Origin of the sequence: Sphingobacterium endophyticum (genome assembly GCF_009733535.1) — a bacterium.
In the GTDB taxonomy this organism is placed as follows: domain Bacteria; phylum Bacteroidota; class Bacteroidia; order Sphingobacteriales; family Sphingobacteriaceae; genus Sphingobacterium; species Sphingobacterium endophyticum.
In genome coordinates this window covers 18,718-41,571 of sequence record NZ_SMMI01000026.1, presented here as the reverse complement: position 1 = coordinate 41,571, position 22,854 = coordinate 18,718, and the positions used below count along the sequence as shown (strand labels likewise).

Here is a 22,854-nt window from a genome sequence, read left to right as displayed (position 1 = left end):
GCTCGGGTTTCGCTCGTGAATGGTCCGCACACCGTCCGGGAATGATCCGCAGTTCGTCCGCTCACACGCGGACGAGCTCCGGACGAGTTTTGGACAAGCTGTGGACGAGACACGAGCAATACTCGAACAAAACTCGAAGAGAACTAAAAGGGAAAATTAAAAAAGCCCCCAACATGTGGAAACACGCATGAAAAAAAATTAAAACAAACTGTTAGAAATAAATAATATCAATGCTGGATGGAATTGCATGAAAACTTACTTAATTCCATAAAATAAGAAAAGGCCATGATGAATTCTCTTCAACATGGCCTCTATATACAAACGATAAAAGGATTACCGCAGCATTTACTTTCTTATTTCTTAAATACCCAATACTTCTGCAGGGTGTAATTAAATCCCAAAGACACAATAATCTCTACAATCACTTTGGAAAGTAGAAAGTGCAAATTCCATTGATGTACTAAAAGGTAAATTCCAAGTGATTTTAAGGATATACTACCAATAACTACAAGTATGAATTTCCACAATTGGCTACTTATTGATTTATCAGTATTTCCAAAGGACCAATATCTATTGATTAAAAAATTTACAATAGCACCTAAGCTCCCGCTGATGACATTAGAAAATGGAGCAGTAAACTTTAATACCGTATAACAAAAAGTATAGATCCCAAAATCAGAAAGTCCGCCAATAAATGCGGACAGCTGTGCTCTGAGAAAAACCCTTAGTTTATCTGACATGGACTACTCGTTAACTTTTGCTTCCTTAAGTTTATTGGCTTTTTCTTCTAAATCCTTTGCATCACCAAGATCCAATAATTTCTTCGTATCAATTAAATTGATAAAGAAAAGAATAATACAGATTCCCAATACTGAATAATTAATAGAACCAGGAACGATAACTTCTAAAATGAAGACCAAACTAATAACTACTCTAATTTCAGTTGGCCCTAACAAACCAGCATCAATTGTGTATTTGTCGGTAATTCGATATCTCAACTGGGAAATGATCATCGCCCAGCCATACAATGCCACTAAAGTAAATCCAAGATATTTAAAATCTCCAGTAGCATATAGCACATAGCCCAAACCGATAAAAACAGTAGAAACCCAGTCCATTACGATATCTAGTGCAAAGCCATACCATTTTCTCGACTTATTTCTATAAAAAGCAATCCTACCGTCCAATGAATCTCCAAACCATTGAACAAAGAACCCTACAATTCCTAATAACAGATAGTTAATATGGACGTATTCTGCCAAAAGGAAACTTCCCAGAATCATAAAGGAACCAAAGAGACCGATTGCAGTCAAACCATCAGAAGATATCCAATCTGGAATTCTTGGAACTAAATAAGTAATCAATCTTTGTTCAGGATTACTTAGAATATTTGTTCTTTTTCTGTCTTGGAAAAGTTTTTTATTAATTTTTTCTTCACTCATTTCAATGCTAGTTTTAAAGCCATTTATTTTCTTTATACCATGTTAGGCTTTCCTTTAAACCTTTTTCAAGATTAAACTGCGGATTAAAGCCAAGGTTTAATTTTGCCCGACTAATATCACAGCCCCAATTTTCTGCTGTAAGTTCACTCAACCGCTCCGGGTAAATAACTGGAGTTTTTGAAGAATTTCTATACAATCTCTGCGACAGTTCCGCGACACTTTTGACCAAGCCCAATGGCACATGCATTCTAAATAATTTTTTATTGAGGACTTCCTTAAAGATTTCAGCCATGGCATATCTAGAATAAACCTCTCCATCACTGATATTATAAAACTGCAGTCCCTCTTGAGGAGTCATGCAACCCTGCAACAACACATCAACCAAGTCTTTAACATAGACGAAGCTTAATTTTTGTGGACTTCTTCCGATATAAGGATCCAAACCCTTATTCATGGTATCGAAAAGAATAAAGATATCCTTTTCACGAGGTCCATATACAGCGGTTGGTCGAAAAACAGACACAGGAGCATTTGGATATTTCTCCTGAATCATTAATTCAGAAGCTTCCTTGCTCCTACCATAAACTGTCAAAGGGTTATAGGGTGAATTTTCGGTAATAAGCTGATCGCTTTGATATGAAATTGGGCCCACAGCAGCAAGGCTGCTGACATAGCTTATTCTTTCGAGCGGCATATCTGAAGAAGATGCAGCATGCAGAATAGCATCAGTATATCCGACATTGACTTCACGCATTACATTTTCATCCTTTGCTTTTGTCATAGCAGCAGCATGGATAATGTAATGGTATTGCTCATTTTCGAAAAGGGATTTTAGTTCATCAGGATTCCCGAGATTAGGAAAAACGAACTTATTGACTGCAGGTTCAATATCCTTTATAAGGCTGGACTTCCTGACAGCAGCATGAACCTCAAGACCCAAGTTCTGGGCAGCTTCAACAAGGTGAGAGCCTACAAATCCGCTCGCACCGGTTATGAAAATTTTCTTTTTCATATCGCTTTTTCAAAAAGACGATACCGCTTATAGAGGTCTGCATTGATTTGCTCAATTGCGTGATTCATGAGGTAGTTGTGATCTAGCATCCAAGAACATTCCGCTCCGATAATACCTGAAGGGATTGAATTCTTAATAATCCGACCATAAAGACAAGCTTCTATTCCCAATTTTCTATAGTTATCCAGCACACCTAACATCAATACCCTTAATGTTTTGATTTTTTTCCTGCCGAATAGCAATTTGAAAATACCAGTTGGCAGAAGCCTTCCACGCTTAATATTGATTTGGATTTCGTTAATATTTGGAATACCAAGAGCAAAACCAATGATATCGTCCCCTTTTTCTGCGATAATACAGTATTTAGGATCGACAATCATCTTAAGATCTTTTGCGGTATGCGCAAATTCATCATCAGTCATAGGCACAAAACCAAGGTTTTTGTCCCATGCTTTATTATACACACGCTTGATTTTTTCTGCTTCGTTCGCAAAATCCTTCAAGTTGATTTCTCTCAGGATAATTCCTGATCGTTTAAGTCTTTCTTCAAGTTTATCCAAAAGCAAGACGGAACGCTTATCGGAATTTTCCTTATTGACAAAATAGGCTCTTAAATCAACTTTTTTAGCAAAGCCAGCATTTAAGATCAAATCTTGATAATAAGGAAAGTTATAGGGCATCATGGCCACAGGAGGTTTATCATATCCTTCAACTAACAAACCTATAGAATCGTTGGTTGTTAAATTGACAGGACCAAAGATGGTATTACCGCCTTTATTTTTCACCCAGTTTTCAGCAGTTTCCAATAATTTATTTGCGACTTCTTGATCATTGATACAATCAAAAAATCCAAATTGACCTTCATTAACTTGATTGAAGGCATTGTGATTATTGTTATAGATTGCGGCAATTCGACCTACAATTTTGTCGCCTTGATAGGCTAGGAACATTTGCAGGGAAGAATGCTTATAAAAAGGGTGTTTAGCTGGGTTTAGCATATCATCCTGAGCGACAAACAGTTCAGGGACATAATTTGGATCTCCTTCATAAAGGTCATGAGGAAAATCGATAAACTTTGCCCTTTGCTTTTTGGTTTCAACAGGAACGATCGTAATCACAGCTTCCAAGATTATATTTAGCTAATAAAAGTTTCCACTTCTAACGCTTTGAATACTTTAGTCATTTTCTCTACAGCCTCATCGATTTGATCGAAAGTATGAGTTGCCATTAAAGAGAAACGGATTAAAGACTCTTCAGCAGGAACAGCAGGAGCGACAACAGGGTTTACAAAAACACCGTCGTCCTGAAGCATTTTGGTAACTACATATGTTTTTTCGTTGTTTCTTACGAAAACAGGTAAGATCGGGCTTTCAGTAGCACCAAGGTCAAATCCATTTTCAAGCAACAATTTTTTAGCATAATTTGTGTTTGCCCAAAGTTTTTCGATATGTTCAGGTTCAGTTTGAATGATTTCCAGGGCTTTGAGGGTTGAAGCAACCGATGCCGGGGTCATGCTAGCACTGAACATCAATGATCTTGCTCTATGTTTAAGGAATTCGATGGTATCACTGTCAGCAGCGACAAAACCACCCAATGAAGCTAATGATTTACTGAAAGTACCCATAATTAGGTCAACTTGATCCGTTAGGCCAAAATGACTAGCAGTACCAGCCCCTTTATCACCGATAACCCCTAAAGAGTGGGCATCATCACACAATATAGCTGCATCGAATTCGTTAGCAACTTGAACAAGTTCAGGCAACTTCACGATATCCCCTTCCATAGAGAAAATACCGTCGGTTGCAATTAGTTTAAAGCTTTCCTCAGGTAAGCGGGAAATTTTATCCCTTAAGTCGTCAATATTGTTATGAGCGTATTTAATAACTTTTGAGAAAGACAATCTCGAACCATCAATGATAGAAGCATGATCACGTTCATCCAATAGGATGTAATCATGGCGACCAGTAAGACAAGAAAGAGGTCCTAGGTTGGATTGGAAACCTGTGCTGAAAAGAATAGCAGCTTCTTTACCTACGTAATCCGCTAATTTTTCTTCCAGTTCCACGTGGATGTCCAAAGTTCCATTTAAGAAACGGGAACCAGCACATCCTGTACCGTATTTAGCTAAAGCATCTTGGGAAGCTTTGATAATACGAGGATCGGTGGTTAATCCTAAATAAGAATTTGAACCAAACATTAAAACTCTGCGTCCATCAATTTTTACTTCAGTATCTTGTTTAGATTGGATAGGTCTAAAATAAGCATATAAGTTTTTTGACTTTATATCTCCTAACTCGCCATTTAAAAACCGCGCAGTTCTTTCGTTTAATTTTCCCTTGCTCATTCGTCAGGTGTCTATGTACTCAATAAAATTTACTTTTTGAACTTTTAACAAAAATCGTCAAAAATCTCACAAAGGTACAAAACTAGTTTTATTAACATAATAAAATCACGTTTATATTACCTCTTATTACAAAAAATCGACGCAAACATACAAAACTTAAACCTCAAATTACATTTGATTTGACATATAAATATCATAAAATTAAATTAATATTAAGATAATGTTTACTGTAAATTACATGGAAATTTTGCAAAAATTCTTAAATTCTTACATTTGTGCTTCAATATAATTAAATAAAATGGCAATTTCATCAACGGTAAACATTAAAAACAAACGCGCATCCTTTGAGTATCACCTACTTGACACCTATGTTGCGGGCTTAGCACTTTTAGGCACCGAGATAAAATCCATTCGTGAGGGCAAGGCAAATATCAACGATAGTTTCTGTGCATTTTTCGAAGACGGACTCTATATCCGTAATATGCATATTGCGGAATATTCCTTTGGATCCTTCTATAATCATGAATCGAAACGGGATCGAAAATTACTTTTAAGCAAAAAAGAATTGAAGAAGCTTCGTGAAAAAGGAGAAGAGAAAGGATTCACGATAGTTCCGCTTCGTATTTTTATCAATGAAAGAGGATTTGCAAAAGTTGAAATTGCCTTGGCACAAGGTAAAAAAGATTTCGACAAACGTGAAACGATCAAAGAAAGAGAAAGCAAACGCGAGCTTGACCGAGCTATGAAACGGTAAAATCTATTTTACGTTGGTAATTTCCTGGTGTAATTTGTTCCCTGGATTTGAATAATCTGATGAAATAATTGACATCTGAAAAGCCACAGGCATAACAAACCTCCTTTATAGCCATATTTGCGGACAGCATTTCTTTAGCTTTCCTCAATCTTTCTTGAATGACCAATTCCATTGGACTAATTCCAAATTCATCTTTAAAAAGCCTGAACAAACTGGCTTTGCTCATATTCGCTTTTAGGCTCAAATCATCAATTGTCAACTTTTCGGTTAGATTTTCCCGTATGTATGTTTTTAACTGAGCAATTGCATCATTGATAGGCGCATCGGCATCCATTAATTCTCCGAGTTGCTGTTGTTGGATGATCCTAACGAGTAATTCCTTAAACAATAAATCAGCGAGAACATCTTTTAAAGGGTCATCACTAATCATATTGCTAAACAATTTATTGGTTAAAGTTGCGAGTTCCTGCGTGTTGACCAAATGAAATTTATTCCATGAGAAATTCCAGGAAAGATGATTGTTAGCTTTTGGATAAGCTTTATTCAGAAATTCTATAGATTCTTGAATTTTATCAGCAGCGATTAAAAGCGCGGTACATTGAGTTGGCTGTTTCATCTGAGCTTCGGGGAAATCAATTTTCATGGCTCTATGAGCTGGCAGGACGAGGGTTTCACCAGGCAGATATTCAAAAGCAGGCACATCTTCCAGATGCATCACTTTTTTGCCTTTGAGCATACTGATGATAACCATGTCATTAAATTTGAGGGGTACAAGCTGGCTGGCTTGATAAGTTTCGTACACGTTAAGTTCAAAATTATTTAACGTATATGCCCTTCTATTTTCGACCAATGTATTTAACTCCCGCTCCTTTGAATAAGGAAGTTCAAAAACTAAATTATTCTTTCCCATACGACTAATATTTATAATTGGCTGTTAATCAAAATTAAAAAAAACTAAATAAAAACAAAATGCAGGTGTTTGAAATTATTATGCTATGAAAAGCGACAATAATGCTACACTTAAAATTTACGTCTAGGTAAATTTGAGAAAGAGTCCAAAAATAAACTTAGTTAAAACCAAATAAGATGAGCGAAATTAAGAGACCAACGTTCAAAGAACGTTATGATAACTACATTAACGGAACATTCGTTCCACCAGCGCAAGGAAAATATTTTGACAACATTTCTCCTATAGACGGGAAGCCTTTTACGCAAGTTGCACATTCTACAAAAGAAGATATTGACAAAGCAGTAGAAGCGGCTGCAGAAGCCTTCAAAACATGGAGTAAAACCTCATCCACAGAGCGCAGTAATATTTTATTTAAAATCGCTGACCGTATAGAGCAGCATTTAGAACAGGTTGCAGCAGTAGAAACCGTTGATAATGGGAAAGCAGTTAGAGAAACCTTGAATGCAGATATTCCCTTGGCAATCGACCATTTCCGGTATTTTGGAGGGGTAATTCGCGCAGAAGAAGGATCATTGTCTGAATTAGACAGTAATACCGTTTCCTTAATAGTAAACGAACCTATCGGCGTCGTTGCCCAAATTATTCCATGGAATTTTCCAATATTGATGGCGGTATGGAAACTAGCTCCTGCCCTTGCGGCTGGATGTACGGTGGTGCTTAAACCAGCTGAAAGTACACCAACCTCCATTATGGTTCTTATGGAGATCATCGGAGACCTTCTACCTCCAGGAGTGATCAATGTTGTCAATGGATTTGGGTCAGAATTAGGACGGCATTTGGTAACACATCCGAAAGTGGCAAAGGCAGCATTTACAGGATCCACAGCAACAGGTCGAATGGTTATGCAATATGCAACAGAAAACATAATTCCAGTAACGCTAGAATTAGGAGGTAAATCACCGAATATCTTTTTTGAATCGGTTATGGCAGAAGATGACTCATTCTTGGACAAAGCGATTGAAGGCGCTGTACTGTTTGCACTGAATCAAGGAGAAATATGTACCTGTCCATCGCGATTATTGATTCAAGAATCGATCTATGATAAGTTTATCGAGCGGGTTGTAGAGCGTGTAAATCAAATTAAGGTTGGAAACCCATTAGATCCTACGGTGATGATGGGCGCTCAAGCTTCCAAGATCCAAAAGGATAAGATTATGTCCTACATCAAATTAGGAAAAGAAGAAGGAGCTGAAGTGCTAACTGGAGGAGATGAAAATCAATTAGGCGGAGAAATCAATGCGGGATATTACATCAAACCTACCCTATTTAAAGGGAACAACAAGATGCGCATTTTCCAAGAAGAGATTTTCGGGCCGGTGTTAGCAGTTACTACCTTCAAAGACGTAAATGAAGCGATTGAGATAGCGAATGACACGATTTATGGATTAGGTGCAGGCGTTTGGACACGAGATGCACATGAACTTTACATGGTACCTCGGGCAATTCAAGCAGGCCGTGTTTGGGTCAATCAATATCATAGTTATCCAGCAGGAGCTCCATTTGGTGGTTACAAGCAATCAGGTATTGGGCGTGAAAACCACAAAATGATGTTAGCCTATTATCGCCAAGCAAAAAACATGCTTATCTCCTATAGCAAGGAAAAGCTTGGCTTCTTTTAATAGAACAGTGAATAGTTTAATGTGTGATAAGGGGTTATGCAAATTAACCCCTTTTTTAAAACAGACAAAATGATTTCAAGAATAGATGTTACCGATACGGCAAAGGAAGTAATCCGGGAATTGACAGAAAAACACGGTCCGCTGATGTTTTATCAGGCAGGTGGATGTTGTGAAGGCACGCAACCACAATGTTTTGAAAAAGGAGGATTTTACCCTAGGATGAATGATGCAATGATAGGTTTGGTAGAAGGCTATGAGTTTTGGGTTGATAGGGATTTATTTGAATACTGGAAGTTTTCACATTTTACGTTGGATGTATTGGAAGGATTTGGACCGGGAGGTTTTTCCTTGGAGACTCCAATGGGCAAAACCTTCAAGATTCACTATCGATTATTTACCGAATCAGAATTGAAGGAATTACCTGAAGTCATACGAAATGAATAAAATTTTGCTGATAAAAGATTAAGCAACATCCAATCCTTGAAGGACCGGGATTGGTTTTTTATCGTCACCTAAAGCCACAAAAGTAAATCGTCCCTGAATTGCTAATTCACGTCCGTCCTCATACATACTTTCCAAATATATTTCAACATAGACTTTTAGGCTGGAGTTCCCAATGTTTTCCACTCTGGCAATTGCCTCAACGATACTTCCAGAAGGAATAGCTTTATGGAAATCAATTTTATCAGTTGATACGGTAACTAAGGATTTTCTACAAAAACGGGTTGCACACATAAAGGAAACCTCATCCATAATCGCCATAGCTTTTCCACCGAAAAGCGTGTCATGATGATTGGTAAGGGAAGGAAACACAGTCATTGTAATGCGTGTTTCACTTTGATCGATACGGTCTTGAATAGTCATTTTTTAAATTGAAGTGCAAAGTTAATCAACTTTTTCGCTTTCAACGACTATCCCAATACCCTTTAATAGCATTGAGGCATTAAAAATAGTACATGCACCATCCTTCAATTTATAGTCAAATAACATTTCAGATCCTTGGACTTGAATATCAAAGTGGAAATTTTTCAAGTATCCTGGATAATCAACAACTAATTCGGACAACTGTAAGTCATGGGTTGCCAACATACCACGTCCGTTTAGACTGATTAATTTTTTAATAATAGCTTTTGAGCCTAAATATTTATCAACAGAATTTGTTCCACGCAACATTTCATCGATTAAGAAAAAGCTCGATTTAATACTATTTACACGTTCAAGTATAAACTTCATCCGATCAAGTTCTGCTTTAAAAGTTGATGTACTTTCATTTAAAGAGTCTTTGATGCGCATATAGGTGACTAGCTCATAAATAGGCAGTTCAAATTGTTTTGCACAAACTACTGCCCCTGCGTAGGCTAAGACGGCATTAATACCAACTGTTCTTAAAAAAGTACTTTTTCCGGCCATATTAGATCCGGTAATCAATGCAATTTTATGATCAGCGGCATCATAGGTATTACCGACAGATTTGTCCTGAGGGATCAGTGGATGGTTCACATCAACAGCAAGTAGGTGATCTTTTTCAAAATCATTTTTAATAATCGGCTGTGTCCAATCTTGGTGGTTATAAGCTAAAATGGATAATGATGTTAAAGATTCATATTTAGCCACCGCATCAAATCCAGAAAGAATAGAATCCTCGTATTGGTTTTTCCATCTGCTGATAGCCATTACTTGCTTGAAGTCCCAAAGAAAAAGCATATTTAGAATGGCACCAACCAACATATTGTTACGTACGTCCAGTTTATCGATGAGTTTTCCAAGTTCATGAATAATACTTGACAGTTTTTTATTTTGGTTTTCGACCTCAATTTTACCTTGTATTTCCTGATTAAGAACTGCAGAATATTTCCTGTCTTCAATTAATTTGATCGCATCGGCAAATCCAATCAATGAAACGCCTATTTTATCGATACGGTTAGAGAACTGACCTACCCTACCCGCCTGAGCAATTGTCCAAAGCAAATGAACTATAGCTAGGCCTAATAAGTAACCTGAAATATTTTGAATAAATACCGAGAATAAGATTCCCAAGAGAAATATCCATGGAACAAGAGGAACGTAAATTTTATAAAATGCGTTTCCAAATTCGAAAGATTTATCATGAAAATAGCTGTGAATATAGGATCTCAAATTAATTTTAGAGCCTAAATTGAAGAGCATTTTTGTTTGGAAAGCTTGTAAATGCTGGGGATCATCTTTCAATTCATTTACAGCCTGTTGACGATCAAGAATTTCTATTTTATCAGCAGGAGCATGCAGCCAGGATTTCAAAACAGCTACCCCATCTTTTGTGGCGCATCTGTTTAGCAATTCAAAAAGTGAATTCGGACCGAAAACGTCAAGGTCTGAAGAATAGGGATGCTTTTGATCTTCAAATTCCGCTCCATCTTCATACATATTCTTTTTGCGGTTCAGGATTTGAATTTCGTTTTCATTAATCCGTAGGAAAACTTTGGCTTCCTGTAATTTACGGTCGACTTTAGCTTGTCTAAAAACTAAGAACGCAAAAAGGAAAATGAGTAAAAAGAAAGCAACTAAAACGATAAGAATATTATTGAGCGCGAACAACTGCCATATTCCGATTCCACCTAACAGCATTAACCCTAGCCTTAAGAAGGCATTTTTGTTAATCTGCTGCTCTAATAACTTGATATCTTTTTGGGTCTTATCGACATTGCTTTGGTAAAATTCTGCACTCATGCTGCTAAGTTATGGATTAGAAGCGAGAAATGGGCTGATTTTCTACCAAGCTTGATCACCAACTAAAGGTACAAACCTGAAGGTATCCAATTCGATTCTTTCGAAGTCATTTTCACCAACACGGAGTATGGTAACCATCTTCTGAAATTTTTCATCACCAACTGGAATAACTAAAAGTCCACCCAGTCGCAGTTGTTTTAACATTTTTTCAGGCACAAAGGGAGCACCGGCGGTAACAATTATTTTATCGTAAGGAGCTTTTTCAGGAATTCCTTTTGAGCCATCCCCGAGGAAGAAATTAGGCTTATAGCCCATATAAGGAAGAACCTGAATGGTTCTATTATAAAGATTTTCTTGTCTTTCAATGGTGTAAACATCAGCCCCGAGTTCCATAAGAATACAGGTTTGATAACCGGAACCAGTTCCGATTTCCAAGACTTTATCACCTTTTTTGATATGAAGCAGCTGGCTTTGATAAGCTACGGTATAAGGTTGTGATATTGTCTGCCCATCTCCGATTGGGAATGCAATATCTCGGTACGCTTGGTTCCAAAAGGTTTCATCAAAGAAATAATGGCGGGGTACCTTAGCAATTGCTTCTAACACTTTCTTGTCCTCAATACCTCTTTTCTCTAGATGCTTGACTAATTGCTTCCTAGCTCCCTTCTCCCGATAATTATCAATAAACTTATAAGCCATATGCATCAAAATTACCCTTAATTTACCATATTATTAAGGTTAAAATGCAAAACATTAAAGGTCAGAACCCTTCTGATTTTTGAGAAAGAAAATATCTCTAAGCTATATTTTTTGTACTTTTATAGTATTTAGGAACATCATAGAAGAACTTCCTATAAAATTCCAAAATCTCTAATAAAATGAAGAAACTATCAATTTATCTATTCATCGTATTCCTACAGTTCCAATATGTTTTGGCACAGGAAACATCTCCAAAAGATGATGATATCATTAAAGTATTAGCTATCGGAAATAGCTTTTCGGAAGATGCACTAGAGAACTATTTATATGAACTATCGACAGGCGCTGGAAAAAAAATAGTTATTGGCAACCTATATATTGGTGGAGCACCTTTGGAACTGCACATAAAAAATGCACATAATAACCTAAAGGCATATAGTTATCGAAAAATAGGTTTGGATGGTTCCAAAAAAACAACAGAACAAGTAAGCATAGAAGAGGCATTGGCTGATGATAATTGGGATTATGTAAGCTTGCAACAAGCAAGTCCGTTATCGGGAAAATACAATGTCATTATGCAAACTTTAGGTGATTTATGGACCTATGTTTTTGCACATGTTCATCCCGATACCCGTTTAGTTTATCACCAGACATGGGCATATCAACAAGATTCAAAACATGAAGGTTTTACAAATTACGATAACAGTCAAAAGAACATGTACGACAGTATCATGAGCGTGACATCGAGGCTTGATAAAACAGGAGACTATGCATTTATTGTACCTGATGGAACAACGATCCAAAATGGAAGGACAAGTAGTATTGGAGATAATTTTACCAGAGATGGCTACCATTTGAATCTAGACTATGGGAGATTTGCCGCAGCATTGACTTGGTATGCAAAATTATTTAACCTTGACCCTACCAAAACTGACTACAAGCCAGAAAAGCTTACTGAACTTCAGTCAAAGATAGTTAAGGAGGCCGCAAAAAAGGCTGTTAAAAAACCTTTTAAGGTATCCAAGGTTAAAAAATAAATCAATAAAAACATTGAAAGGAAGCATCGAAATTATCGATGCTTTTTTTTTGAAAATTTTATAAAATACATGCAGACTATATAAAAAATACTAAAGTTAACATTAACTTATAAGAAATTTAATTAAACATTTAAACAAAAATTATATTGCTTTACTTATATTTATGAAAAGCAAATTTTAGATTATGGCAATTATTCTTAAAGATAAAGAAGGTATTTTTTCAGGGGTTTTAGGTGATTTTGTATTTTGTACATGGAAAGGCAAGACCTATGTTCGGTCAAAACCTAAGAAGAGTTTATTAAAAAAAACGAAATTACAAGAAAGAACCATTACGAAGTTCAAAATTATGCAGACCATTTTGAATCCCATTCTACCCTATATTCGGATTGGTTTTAAAGATTATAATCCCAATTTAACAAGCCATAATAATGCGATGTCATATAATCTAATGCATTCATTTGATGAGAAGGAAGAACAAATTAGCATCAATTGGGAAAAATTTAAAATCAGTAAAGGTCTTGAAAACCCAGTAGAGGAGTATCAAATACAGCTGGACCCTAATTCAGGTATATTAAGAATTTCCTGGAATCTTAATAATGAGACTGTTTCCAAACATAAAATGAAAGACTTTCGATGTATGGCAATAATAATCTCAGAAAACATAGTGTCTAAATCTATATTTGGAATTCTTGAAGGTGAAAATATATTAAAAGGAAATCAATTGATCAAAATTGGCCAAAGCCCTGAAGATTCAAACTATCATATATATCTATCTTTTTATTCCATTACGCAGCAAGAAGAATGTACAGATAGTATAAACCTCGGGAAGATTAAAATCCAATAGCTTAATTGGCTAAAAATAATTTAATAACAAATTTTTTTAATAATATTTAATTCTAGTATTTGGAATTTTAGCTAGTTTATCTATTTTTGGCACAATTTATAATTGTTCTAAATAAAAATAAGATGCAAAGCTTCAATACATATCTTCGAATTTTCACGCTATTCTGTACAATATTTTTTAGTTATAACTCTATAGCCCAACAAATAGATTTATTTGTAAAAACAAATAATGAAGCCCAAGAAAATGTCAATATAAAACTAAATGGCAAGTTAATTGGCAGGACGGATATAAGGGGATATTATAGAATTGATGGAAGCTCAGAGAAAGAATCCATTAATTTACAACTTAGTTATAGTGGATTTCAAACAATTACACAGCGCATCCATACTGATACTTTAAAGAATCCCTTGATTATTAACATGCAACAATTAAACAATTTAGATGAAATTGTTGTGACTGCAGGAAGAAAACCAGAACATATTTCGACGGTTCCTTCGTCCATATCTATTCTGACAAGCAAAGAAATAGAAGCTCAAAGTCAAATAAACACAAATATTTCAAACATATTAGGTAATACCATACCGGGTTTAGGAGTAAGTAATAATAAAGCGACAAACACCGGTCAAACATTACGCGGGAGGTCTGTCCTTGTGTTAATAGATGGAATTCCCCAATCAACGCCATTAATGAATGGAGCGAGAGATATACGATCAATTGATCCGGCAGTCATAGAACGGGTTGAGGTCATCAAAGGAGCCACCTCTATTTATGGCAATGGATCAGCGGGAGGTATTATTAATTATATTACCAAAACCAACAAAGATGCATTAAAATCCTTTTCTGGGATAACTAACCTAAGGAGCACCATCAATCCATTTCATTCCAGTGAAACAATGGGATATAGGGTTGACCAAACAATTTTCGGGAGATCTAACAAATGGAACTATACAGTTAGTGGAACGATCGATTATACGGGATTACAAAGGGATGCCGACGGAATTGCTCTTGGTCAGGTCGATGGTTTGTCGAATTCTTATCAATACAACGCCTTCCTAAAAGTTGGTTATGATATAAATTCTAATTCCGGATTATCCGTCCTATACAATTTTTACAATAGTTCTCAACATGCTAAATACATCAGCCAAACTGGAAAATATGGTCAGTCCCCTACAATTGCTGTAAAGGGAGATGATCCAGGTAAACCGACAGGTACACCTTATAATCATAATGCCATGTTGAATTATTATCACAATAATCTTATTGGTTCAACATCCTTGCAAGCATCATTATATTATAACACCTTTCGTTCAATGAATAGGTACATTGAAAAGGGAACTGCATGGTATGGTCCTGGACAAACACAGATAAATTCTGAGAAAAAAGGACTCCGCTTAAATCTGAATACAGCATTTGAGGTATTAAATTCGAATGCAGAAGTTACTTATGGAATTGATCTCTTAAACGATATCACGGATCAGAACTTGACAGATGGCCGGATTTATATTCCTGATATGAATATGGTAAACATAGCACCCTACGCGCAGTTAAAAATTGATTTCTTTGAGAATTTAATTTTTAAAGGGGGAGTTCGATATGAAAATGCAACAGTAAAAATTAAGGACTTTCACACCATAGCGACAGGTCCAAATAACGAAGGGAGCATAGCAGTAACAGGAGGAAAAATCCCTTATAAGGGAGCAACTTTTAATGCAGGATTACGATATAATAAATTCGATTATTTCAACCCATTTGTAAGTTTTTCACAAGGGTTTGCCATAAATGAATTAGGTAGAATAGTTCGAAGAGCTACAGACAACGATTTAGACAGCATAAAAACTGATCCAGTCATAACAAACAACTACGAAATTGGATTTTCGAGTGCTTATAGTATTTTCAATTTCTCAGCCTCTTATTATTACAGCACATCTAAAATGGGGGTTGAATTAGTTGATATTGGCGGTTATTTAGTAGCACAAAGATTACCAGAAAAAGTTCAAGGTCTAGAATTCACATTGAATGCAAAATTATCTGAAAAATGGACTTTAGGAGGAACATATGCACATGTCGAAGGGAAAGCAGAAGAAGAAGATGGAAAAAGTCATTATTTAAATGGGACTAGAATTACCCCAGACAAAGCAACTGCTTATCTTTATTATAGCCCAATAGAAGCTGTTAATGTTCAATTACACTGGGTTCATACTGGATCTCGTGACCGATTTGAGCCAAATGAAAAGGGTATATACAAGAATAGTGAAGGATCGATCAAACCAATAGATTTATTTAATCTTTCGGGAAGTTATAAAATAAATAAGCAATGGACTTTAGGATTGGGTATTGAGAACTTATTAAATAAAGACTATTACCCAGTAGTAAGTCAATATAGAGCGGTTGATGCTGAATATGTAAAGGGAGCAGGTACTACAGCATCCTTAAATATCAATTATAAGTTTTAATGGTAAAGCGTATTATCTTATGGTTGCATAAATGGTTAGGCCTGACCACTGGAATTGTAGTGATCATTTTAGGACTTTCAGGCTGTGTTTATACTTTTTTTGATGAGCTTAAGTTAATTAGCTATCCAGAGAAGTACTATCTCGACAGAGAATATAAAAATGAGGCCCTTCCATTAAGTCAACTTAAAAAGTCCGCAAGTCAATATTTAGAATCAGACGAATCGATCTCAAGAGTTGATTTATATCCATCGAAGAGTCGAAGTTGGATCTTTAGGGTCCAAGAAATAGACCCAGAGGCCTTTGGATACTGGAATTATTTTAAGACTTATAAACGGATTTTCATCAACCCCTATACAGGACAACTCGTTACAATAGAAAATTCAAAGACAGAATTCTTTCAAATTATTCTTCAGCTGCATATGAATCTTTTATTAGGAAAGAAATATGGAACTTGGGTGGTTGGAATATCGACTATAGTTTTTGTGATCACTTTAATATCGGGATTGATATTATGGTGGCCAAAACGTTGGCGGGGAAAAACACTTAAAAGAAGCCTTTGGATAGATTGGAAATCGAAATGGAAAAGACTAAATTATGATCTGCACAATGTAATTGGCATTTATTCATTTTTAATAGCCCTTGTATTAGCCATTACTGGCTTAGTTTTCACATATCCATCCTTTAAAAAATCATATATTACCTTCTTCAATAGTTTAGATATTAGACATCTTGGTGTTAAGGAAGAAACCCATGATAAAATCCCAGAATATTTTAGAGAAGGGGAACAAATAGATAATGCTTTACACTATTTACTAAATAAATATCCTAATTCAGGGATGATGTCCATTCGTAGCAGTAAGGAAGAGGATCAAACATTTGATGTTCAGATCAGGTTAGAAGAGATGAAAACTGGAAATTTCAGATGGTATTATTTCAACAAGGGTACTAACACGATTGAAAAGATAAATTCAAGTGAGAATCAAAAAACTGGAGATAAATTGGGTTCTTTGAATTATGACCTTCATACAGGAAATATTTCGGGCATGCCGACTAAAATACTGGCATTTATTATTTCATTATTTTGTGCGAGCTTACCGGTTACGGGATTTATAATCTGGCGACATAAAGTTAAAGGAAATAGAAGAAAATCCAGTAAAAGATCCGGAATAAATAAAAGAAATCCTTAATACGGATCAACATCAATCTGCACACGCACCCCTTTATTTTTCTTATCTAATTCAAAATGAAGTAAAGCTTGTTTAATCAATTCCTTCACCTTAGCAATAGAAATATTCTTACGTTCAATCTTTAAGGTAATGGTTTGAATAAAATTATTTCTGACTCTTGCCACTAAAGGAGGTTCTGGTCCCAGAACTCTTTCCGCAAGTTGCTGACGAAGAAGAGAGGCTAGTCTTTTTGCTGCATCGTGCACTAAATCTTGATCAGGATGTTTTACATCTAATTTAATCAATCTGTAAAATGGTGGGTATAGGTAATTTTTTCTTTCCGTGACCTCAGTTAAGAACATGCTATTATAATCGTGGTTTGTCACCTGTTCTAGAATTCTATGGTTGGCGGTGTTGGTCTGAATGATTACTTTTCCTTCCACATCCCTACGGCCGGCTCTTCCAGAAACCTGTGAGAATAGTGAAAACGCTCTTTCATAGGCTCTGAAATCGGGAAAGTTAATCATTCCATCTGCATTAATAATTCCAATGAGCGTAACGTTTCCAAAATCAAGCCCTTTTGTAATCATCTGAGTTCCAATCAAAACATCAAACTCTTGATTATCGAAAGCAGAAATCACCCGATCAAAACCATACTTACCTTTTGTAGAATCAAGGTCCAATCGTCCGATTTTTAATTCAGGTAATAGAATTTCTAACTCCTCTTCTACCCTTTCTGTTCCGAAACCTTTGCTCTGCATATTTGGTAATCCACAAGCAGGACAAGTTTCGACCATTTGCTCAGAAAAGCCACAATAATGACAATGCATTAAATTACTGGATTTATGGTAGGTTAAACTAACATCACAATTTATACATTTAGCAACGTAGCCACAGGTACCGCATTGTAGAAAAGGTGTATGTCCTCTTCGATTTTGGAATAAAATAACTTGTTCTTTTTTATTGACGGCCTCTTGAATTGCATTCAATAGTTTACTGCTGAAATATGAATGCATTTCTTCTTTTCTTGAAGCCTCGGTAATATCTACAATCTCAATGGCCGGCAATTTGGCATTTCCGTACCTTTCCATCAATTCAATTAAGGCATACTTTCCTGCCTTAGCATTATAGTAACTTTCGACGGAAGGAGTTGCCGAGCCGAGCAATACCTTGGCCTGATGTTGATGTGCTAAATAAATAGCTGTATCACGGCCATGATATCGAGGGGCAGGATCATATTGCTTATAGGAGGTTTCATGTTCTTCATCCACTATGATCAATCCGAGGTTTTGGAAAGGCAGGAATACAGCAGACCGAGCACCTATGATTACTTTAAAATCGCCTTTATTGACTTTATGCCATACTTCAGCACGCTCATTGTCATTAAATTTAGAGTGGTAAACCCCAAGTTGGTCACCAAAGTGCAACTTTAAACGCTCCGTAATTTGTGCTGTAAGGGCAATTTCTGGCAATAGATACAAAGCATTATTCCCTTTTTCAAGCACCTCTTCAATCAACCTAATATAGATTTGTGTTTTTCCCGAAGCAGTCACACCATGCAGCAATGCTACATCTTTATTTTGAAATGAGGTCTTAATTTGGTTGAAGGAAGATTCTTGGGCATGACTAAAATTAAAATTTGGAGAAAGCAGTACATCAGTACCTTCAAAACGGCTGACCACTTTTTCGTCAACAGTAAAAATTCCTTTTTCAATTAGTCCAGAAATTGCGGTAGCTCCAGAACCTGAGGCCTCCATGATATCTTGTCTTGAGATATCAGTTTTACTCTTCAATAACTGCAAAAAAGCAATGACTGCATCTTGCTGTTTAGGGGCTCGATTTAAGCTATCTAATAATTCCCGTCTTCCATCAGGATCATTGAACTCAGAGGCCAAGCGTAAAAACGCTTTAGTCTTTGGTTTGTATTTCTGTTTAATTTCCTCTGAAATAAGAATGAATCCATGTTCAAATAGGCTTCTCAGGAGAGGGAAGACTGTTTTCTGTCCTAGAATCTTGATAACATCATTAACAGTCAATTCGCCTGCTAGATCTAATGCTTCTAAAATCATATATCCTTTATCAGAAACAATAGATCGATCTAAATTCGGATCATCAGAAGCCATAATCTTAGTTTCTGAAGCCATCTTTAAGGCAGCCGGCAAAGCAGCCTGCATCACATCTCCAACATGACACATGTAATATTCTGCAATCCAATCCCACATTTGCAATTGTGTGGAATTAACTATCGGATCATTATCCACTACATCCAAAATATACTTCGCCTCATACTTTAAAGGTGGCTCTGTTGTAATTTCCTTTACAACCGCAGAATAGATCTTATTTTTCCCAAATTGTACAATTACCCTCACCCCCACTTTGACTTTATCAGCAAGGTCAAAAGGAACGCGATAGGTATATGATTTAGCAATTGCTAATGGTAAGATAACCTTGACAAAGTAGGTTGTACGACTTGGAGCAGATAAATCCAGTTGAGGCATAAACAAAGATAGTATTTAGTAGTTAGTATTTAGTAGTTAGATTCAATCAAGCCTTTCAAATGTCTAAATACTAACTACTTAATACTAAATACTACTTTACGCTCTATTTTTCATTGCGGCTATAAATAAAGCGATCCATCCTACCATAAAACAAAGTCCGCCAAGAGGAGTTACGGGGCCGATGATGGATATATTTTCGATTCCTAAGAGGTTTCTGGTGCTTAGGAGGTAAAGGGATCCGGAGAAAAGAATGATACCAATTGTAAACATGATATAAGAAACTTTAATGGATTGGCTTTTCGCTCTTGAGAAAGTTGATAAAAAAAGAAGTGCTAAAGTATGGTAAAAATGGTATTGGTTTGCAGTACCCCAAGTTTCTAGTTGTTTTTCGGAAATTTTACCTTCTAAACCATGTGCTCCAAACGCACCAAGTATAACAGCTAACAAACCAAAAAAAGAAGCAGTTAGGATAATTTGTTTGTTCATAAAAAAAAGCTAAAATAATCGCTTAAGATTTTTCGTTTATAAATGTATAAAATAACTTCTTAAAAAGCGCTCCTATTTTTGGAAATTTGTATATATTCAACATTAAAACAAACAAAAGGAAGAGTTTTCGTCCATGAGAAATACAATAATTGTTTCAGTCCTTCTATTTATTGCGGTGGTTGTTGCGTCGGTTTTTTACTTTGGGGATTTAAACAAGGAACAACATGAATACGTAGGTCCAGCACAACATCTACCAGAGGATACCTATTTAATAGCCTCTTTTTTAAATGATGCGACTACGGACAATATCTTTAAAGATTTTGAAATTTTTGAGGCCATGTTAGGAAAACATGGTATGCAAAAACTCAAACAATTGAAGCAAAACCTGCTTCGTAACAAAGAATTAACGCCATTGGTTGGTGGTGCTGAAATATTAATGTCTTTTCATCCAGAAAAGGAAGGGATGAGTACCTTATTTAGTATTCATAGCAAAGAGAAGGTTGATCAGGCAATTCTTGATCAAACATTTTTAACGCTAAGCAAAAAATACAAAGTCAATACGCAAGACACAGCAGGAATAAGGATTTATCAATTCTCAAACTTGGAAGCCGACACGTTAAGCAAGGATAAAAAAAATGTGGACTCATTATTTTATGTTTCTTTCCATGACGATATATTCTTTTCCAGTTTTAACAAATCACTCTTAGTTAAGGTCAGTGATAAAAAAACTGAGAAGTTAAAGAAAGATCAGGTTTCATTTTTTAATGAACATAACAATAGGAATGCACCATTTACGATATACATTCCCCAACAAAACCTTACTCAATTTATATCAGTTTTCAAACAAAGTAAACCTGGGGATTTCCTTAAACAATTTGTTGGTTTAAAAGGAGAAACAGTTTGGAATATTAATTTTAAACAGGATGCCTTAATGCTTACAGGCGAAAGCCAACTTAAGGAAAAGGATAAAGAATATATTTCTTTATTTTCTAATCAGAGCAAAACAACGCAGCGTTTATATAATTACTTTCCATCCAGCACCATGATGTATGTAGAATACTCATTCAGTGATTCAAAGACCTGGTTTGAGGAATTAAATTTGTGGCAGTCTAAACAAGACAATTATAAACAACTTCAAGGGCAGGCGACTGAAATCAATAAAAATAAGGAAGGTTTACTTTTAGATTTTCAATCTACTTTAGCGGGGAATTTTGCTGTAGCCGAACAGACTAATTCAGATTATTTAGGATTTATTACGATTCAAGACAGCAGTAAATTTGAAGAAATCTTAGGAAACATTGCAGAACATGTCGGTGATAGCACCTACCGGTTTCGATTTGCAAACATTCCATATCGTTATTTTGGAGAAGGATTAAAAGCATTTTCAAGACCTTATTTCGTTCGTATCAATGATATGTTGGTTATGGCAAACCAGCAATCAACGATTCAGGAGTATATACGTAAATGGAAAAACAAGGATCTACTTGTTGCGAGTTTAGGTTTTAAGAATTATGATCAGATTCAGGGCAATGAAGCAAATGTTACTTTCTTTATCAATACAAAGAATGGAGGTAACTTTATCAATAATACCTTAAAGTCGGAATTTAGCAAAAAATTCAGGGATGAGGAGGAATATGGATATCAGGATTTTTATTCCTGGTCATTGCAACTGTCCGGCAATGGTGGGAATTTTCTAAGTCGATTTTATGGCATTTATAAGAGTAAAAGCCGCTTAGGAGTTACCCCTGAATGGACTTATGAAATGGGAAGCCGATTAATAAATGGACCATATTTATTTGAACAGTCGGATACTTCCCAATTTATTATGGTTCAAGAACAAGACCATACCGTACATGCTATTCATCCTTCTGGGGCGAAATTATGGTCGACCTTGTTTTCTGGGCGCATAGTTGGTGGGGTAAAACAGCTAGCTGACCGTAGTTTACTACTGGTAACTGATAGGAGACGATTATATAGATTTGATACAAGTGGTAAGACTCTAAAAGGTTTTTCGACGAGTGTTACTTCAGAACCAGTTGCATCTCCAACGGTAGCTGAATGGGACGGACAACAGATCATACTAATTCCAGGGAAAAATAGGATTATGGCTTATGATATGGAAGGCGGGCCAGTTAGCGGATGGGATCAAGCAGAAGTTGAAGGAGATATTTTAGGTCCAATTTCATTTGTAAACAATCAAGCTGTCGTATCAACCAGTTTTGGTCGAGTTTATTTCTTTGATCAATCAGGGAGCAAAACAAAAGAAATTGATATAGAGGGCGATGTCACCTTTGAGAGCCCATTGGGCGTTACGTTAAGGGATAATGAATATATTTTCTATGCAACAGACAGTGATGGCAAATTACATCAAATAAAGTCCGATGGAAGTAATAAGGTTGTGTTTGAAGGGGAATGGAATAAAGGCTATAAAGCATATTTTGAAAATATCAATGGAAGTACAACCCCTGAATTGATAACATTTGACGGATCCTACATGCAAGTATTTGAATTGGGCGATACTCCAAAGCAGCTCTATGATTATAACTTCACTCAAAAAATTGATTCGGCTCCAAATTTCTTTCCTGTAAACAGCAGTTTGTTTCAGTTAGGGATTACTGACCAGGAGAATCTAATCTATCTATTTGCTGAGAATGGCAGTTTAGTAGATGGTTTTCCTGTTGAGGGTTTACCGTTGTTCTATTATGGCAAAATCAACTATAATTCAGGCAATTATTTATTGACAACTAAAAGGGATTTTAAAATCTATGCCTTTCGACATTAACAGATTAATTTTCAAGAGCTTCAAGGTTTCCAAAAAATTGCA

The 22,854-nt window shown here is 35.9% G+C and carries 19 protein-coding genes; 8 read left to right on the top strand and 11 right to left on the bottom strand.

The window, feature by feature from the left end; translation table 11 throughout:
- Positions 1-353 precede the first annotated feature (353 nt).
- Genes E0Y80_RS19700 through spt form a run of 5 tightly spaced genes read right to left on the bottom strand, consistent with a single transcriptional unit; the run spans position 354 to position 4,798 of the window.
- A complete protein-coding gene (locus tag E0Y80_RS19700; protein ID WP_156309372.1) occupies positions 354-740 on the bottom strand; it encodes a GtrA family protein in 387 nt (128 codons plus the stop codon).
- A 3-nt stretch (positions 741-743) separates the two neighbouring features.
- On the bottom strand, positions 744-1,442 hold the full coding sequence (locus E0Y80_RS19695; protein WP_156309371.1) for a CDP-alcohol phosphatidyltransferase family protein: 699 nt from the start codon (positions 1,440-1,442) through the stop codon (positions 744-746).
- 13 nt (positions 1,443-1,455) lie between these two features.
- Positions 1,456-2,454: an NAD-dependent epimerase/dehydratase family protein gene (locus E0Y80_RS19690; RefSeq protein WP_156309370.1), complete on the bottom strand. Its 999-nt coding sequence runs from the start codon at positions 2,452-2,454 to the stop codon at positions 1,456-1,458.
- The gene (locus E0Y80_RS19685) at positions 2,451-3,572 is read right to left on the bottom strand and encodes a hypothetical protein (RefSeq protein WP_156309369.1); all 1,122 of its coding nucleotides are present in this window, start codon (positions 3,570-3,572) and stop codon (positions 2,451-2,453) included. The genes E0Y80_RS19690 and E0Y80_RS19685 overlap by 4 nt, the downstream gene beginning before the upstream one ends.
- A gap of 17 nt (positions 3,573-3,589) precedes the next feature.
- Positions 3,590-4,798: a serine palmitoyltransferase gene (gene spt / locus E0Y80_RS19680; RefSeq protein ID WP_156309368.1), complete on the bottom strand. Its 1,209-nt coding sequence runs from the start codon at positions 4,796-4,798 to the stop codon at positions 3,590-3,592.
- A gap of 298 nt (positions 4,799-5,096) precedes the next feature.
- On the opposite strand from spt, the gene smpB reads away from it, so the two are divergent.
- On the top strand, positions 5,097-5,552 hold the full coding sequence (smpB, locus tag E0Y80_RS19675) for an SsrA-binding protein SmpB (protein ID WP_156309367.1): 456 nt from the start codon (positions 5,097-5,099) through the stop codon (positions 5,550-5,552).
- On the opposite strand, the gene E0Y80_RS19670 is transcribed toward smpB, so the two are convergent.
- On the bottom strand, positions 5,539-6,462 hold the full coding sequence (locus E0Y80_RS19670) for an AraC family transcriptional regulator (protein WP_156309366.1): 924 nt from the start codon (positions 6,460-6,462) through the stop codon (positions 5,539-5,541). The genes smpB and E0Y80_RS19670 overlap by 14 nt on opposite strands.
- Before the next feature lie 176 nt (positions 6,463-6,638).
- On the opposite strand from E0Y80_RS19670, the gene E0Y80_RS19665 reads away from it, so the two are divergent.
- Positions 6,639-8,141 carry an aldehyde dehydrogenase family protein gene (locus E0Y80_RS19665; protein WP_156309365.1) on the top strand — a complete coding sequence of 501 codons (1,503 nt, stop codon included), beginning with the start codon at positions 6,639-6,641 and terminating at the stop codon, positions 8,139-8,141.
- Between the two features lie 69 nt (positions 8,142-8,210).
- Complete coding sequence (locus E0Y80_RS19660; protein WP_156309364.1) at positions 8,211-8,585, top strand: DUF779 domain-containing protein; 375 nt, start codon at positions 8,211-8,213, stop codon at positions 8,583-8,585.
- Positions 8,586-8,603: 18 nt separating this feature from the next.
- Here E0Y80_RS19660 and E0Y80_RS19655 read toward each other — a convergent pair whose 3' ends face one another.
- Genes E0Y80_RS19655 through E0Y80_RS19645 form a run of 3 tightly spaced genes read right to left on the bottom strand, consistent with a single transcriptional unit; the run spans position 8,604 to position 11,546 of the window.
- Complete coding sequence (locus E0Y80_RS19655; RefSeq protein WP_156309363.1) at positions 8,604-9,005, bottom strand: acyl-CoA thioesterase; 402 nt, start codon at positions 9,003-9,005, stop codon at positions 8,604-8,606.
- 21 nt (positions 9,006-9,026) lie between these two features.
- A complete protein-coding gene (locus E0Y80_RS19650; RefSeq protein WP_156309362.1) occupies positions 9,027-10,847 on the bottom strand; it encodes a MutS-related protein in 1,821 nt (606 codons plus the stop codon).
- A 42-nt stretch (positions 10,848-10,889) separates the two neighbouring features.
- Positions 10,890-11,546 (bottom strand): protein-L-isoaspartate(D-aspartate) O-methyltransferase, encoded by a 657-nt coding sequence (locus E0Y80_RS19645; protein WP_156309361.1) that lies wholly within the window; start codon positions 11,544-11,546, stop codon positions 10,890-10,892.
- Positions 11,547-11,725: 179 nt separating this feature from the next.
- Here E0Y80_RS19645 and E0Y80_RS19640 point away from each other — a divergent pair, with 179 nt between their 5' ends.
- From E0Y80_RS19640 to E0Y80_RS19625, 4 genes are all read left to right on the top strand, one after another.
- A complete protein-coding gene (locus tag E0Y80_RS19640) occupies positions 11,726-12,583 on the top strand; it encodes a DUF4886 domain-containing protein (protein ID WP_156309360.1) in 858 nt (285 codons plus the stop codon).
- Between the two features lie 184 nt (positions 12,584-12,767).
- Positions 12,768-13,427, top strand: coding sequence for a DUF6266 family protein (locus tag E0Y80_RS19635; RefSeq protein ID WP_156309359.1), 660 nt, complete (start codon positions 12,768-12,770; stop codon positions 13,425-13,427).
- 122 nt (positions 13,428-13,549) lie between these two features.
- Complete coding sequence (locus E0Y80_RS19630) at positions 13,550-15,880, top strand: TonB-dependent receptor (RefSeq protein WP_156309358.1); 2,331 nt, start codon at positions 13,550-13,552, stop codon at positions 15,878-15,880.
- Complete coding sequence (locus tag E0Y80_RS19625; RefSeq protein ID WP_156309357.1) at positions 15,880-17,067, top strand: PepSY-associated TM helix domain-containing protein; 1,188 nt, start codon at positions 15,880-15,882, stop codon at positions 17,065-17,067. The genes E0Y80_RS19630 and E0Y80_RS19625 overlap by 1 nt, the downstream gene beginning before the upstream one ends.
- Here the strand turns inward: E0Y80_RS19625 and priA are convergent.
- Both priA and E0Y80_RS19615 read right to left on the bottom strand, forming a co-directional pair.
- Positions 17,064-19,544 carry a replication restart helicase PriA gene (gene priA / locus E0Y80_RS19620; RefSeq protein WP_156309356.1) on the bottom strand — a complete coding sequence of 827 codons (2,481 nt, stop codon included), beginning with the start codon at positions 19,542-19,544 and terminating at the stop codon, positions 17,064-17,066. The genes E0Y80_RS19625 and priA overlap by 4 nt on opposite strands.
- 96 nt (positions 19,545-19,640) lie before the next feature.
- The gene (locus E0Y80_RS19615; RefSeq protein WP_156309355.1) at positions 19,641-20,030 is read right to left on the bottom strand and encodes a DUF423 domain-containing protein; all 390 of its coding nucleotides are present in this window, start codon (positions 20,028-20,030) and stop codon (positions 19,641-19,643) included.
- 133 nt (positions 20,031-20,163) lie between these two features.
- Between E0Y80_RS19615 and E0Y80_RS19610 the strand changes: the two genes are divergently transcribed.
- Positions 20,164-22,812: an outer membrane protein assembly factor BamB family protein gene (locus E0Y80_RS19610; protein WP_156309354.1), complete on the top strand. Its 2,649-nt coding sequence runs from the start codon at positions 20,164-20,166 to the stop codon at positions 22,810-22,812.
- Positions 22,813-22,854 lie beyond the last annotated feature (42 nt).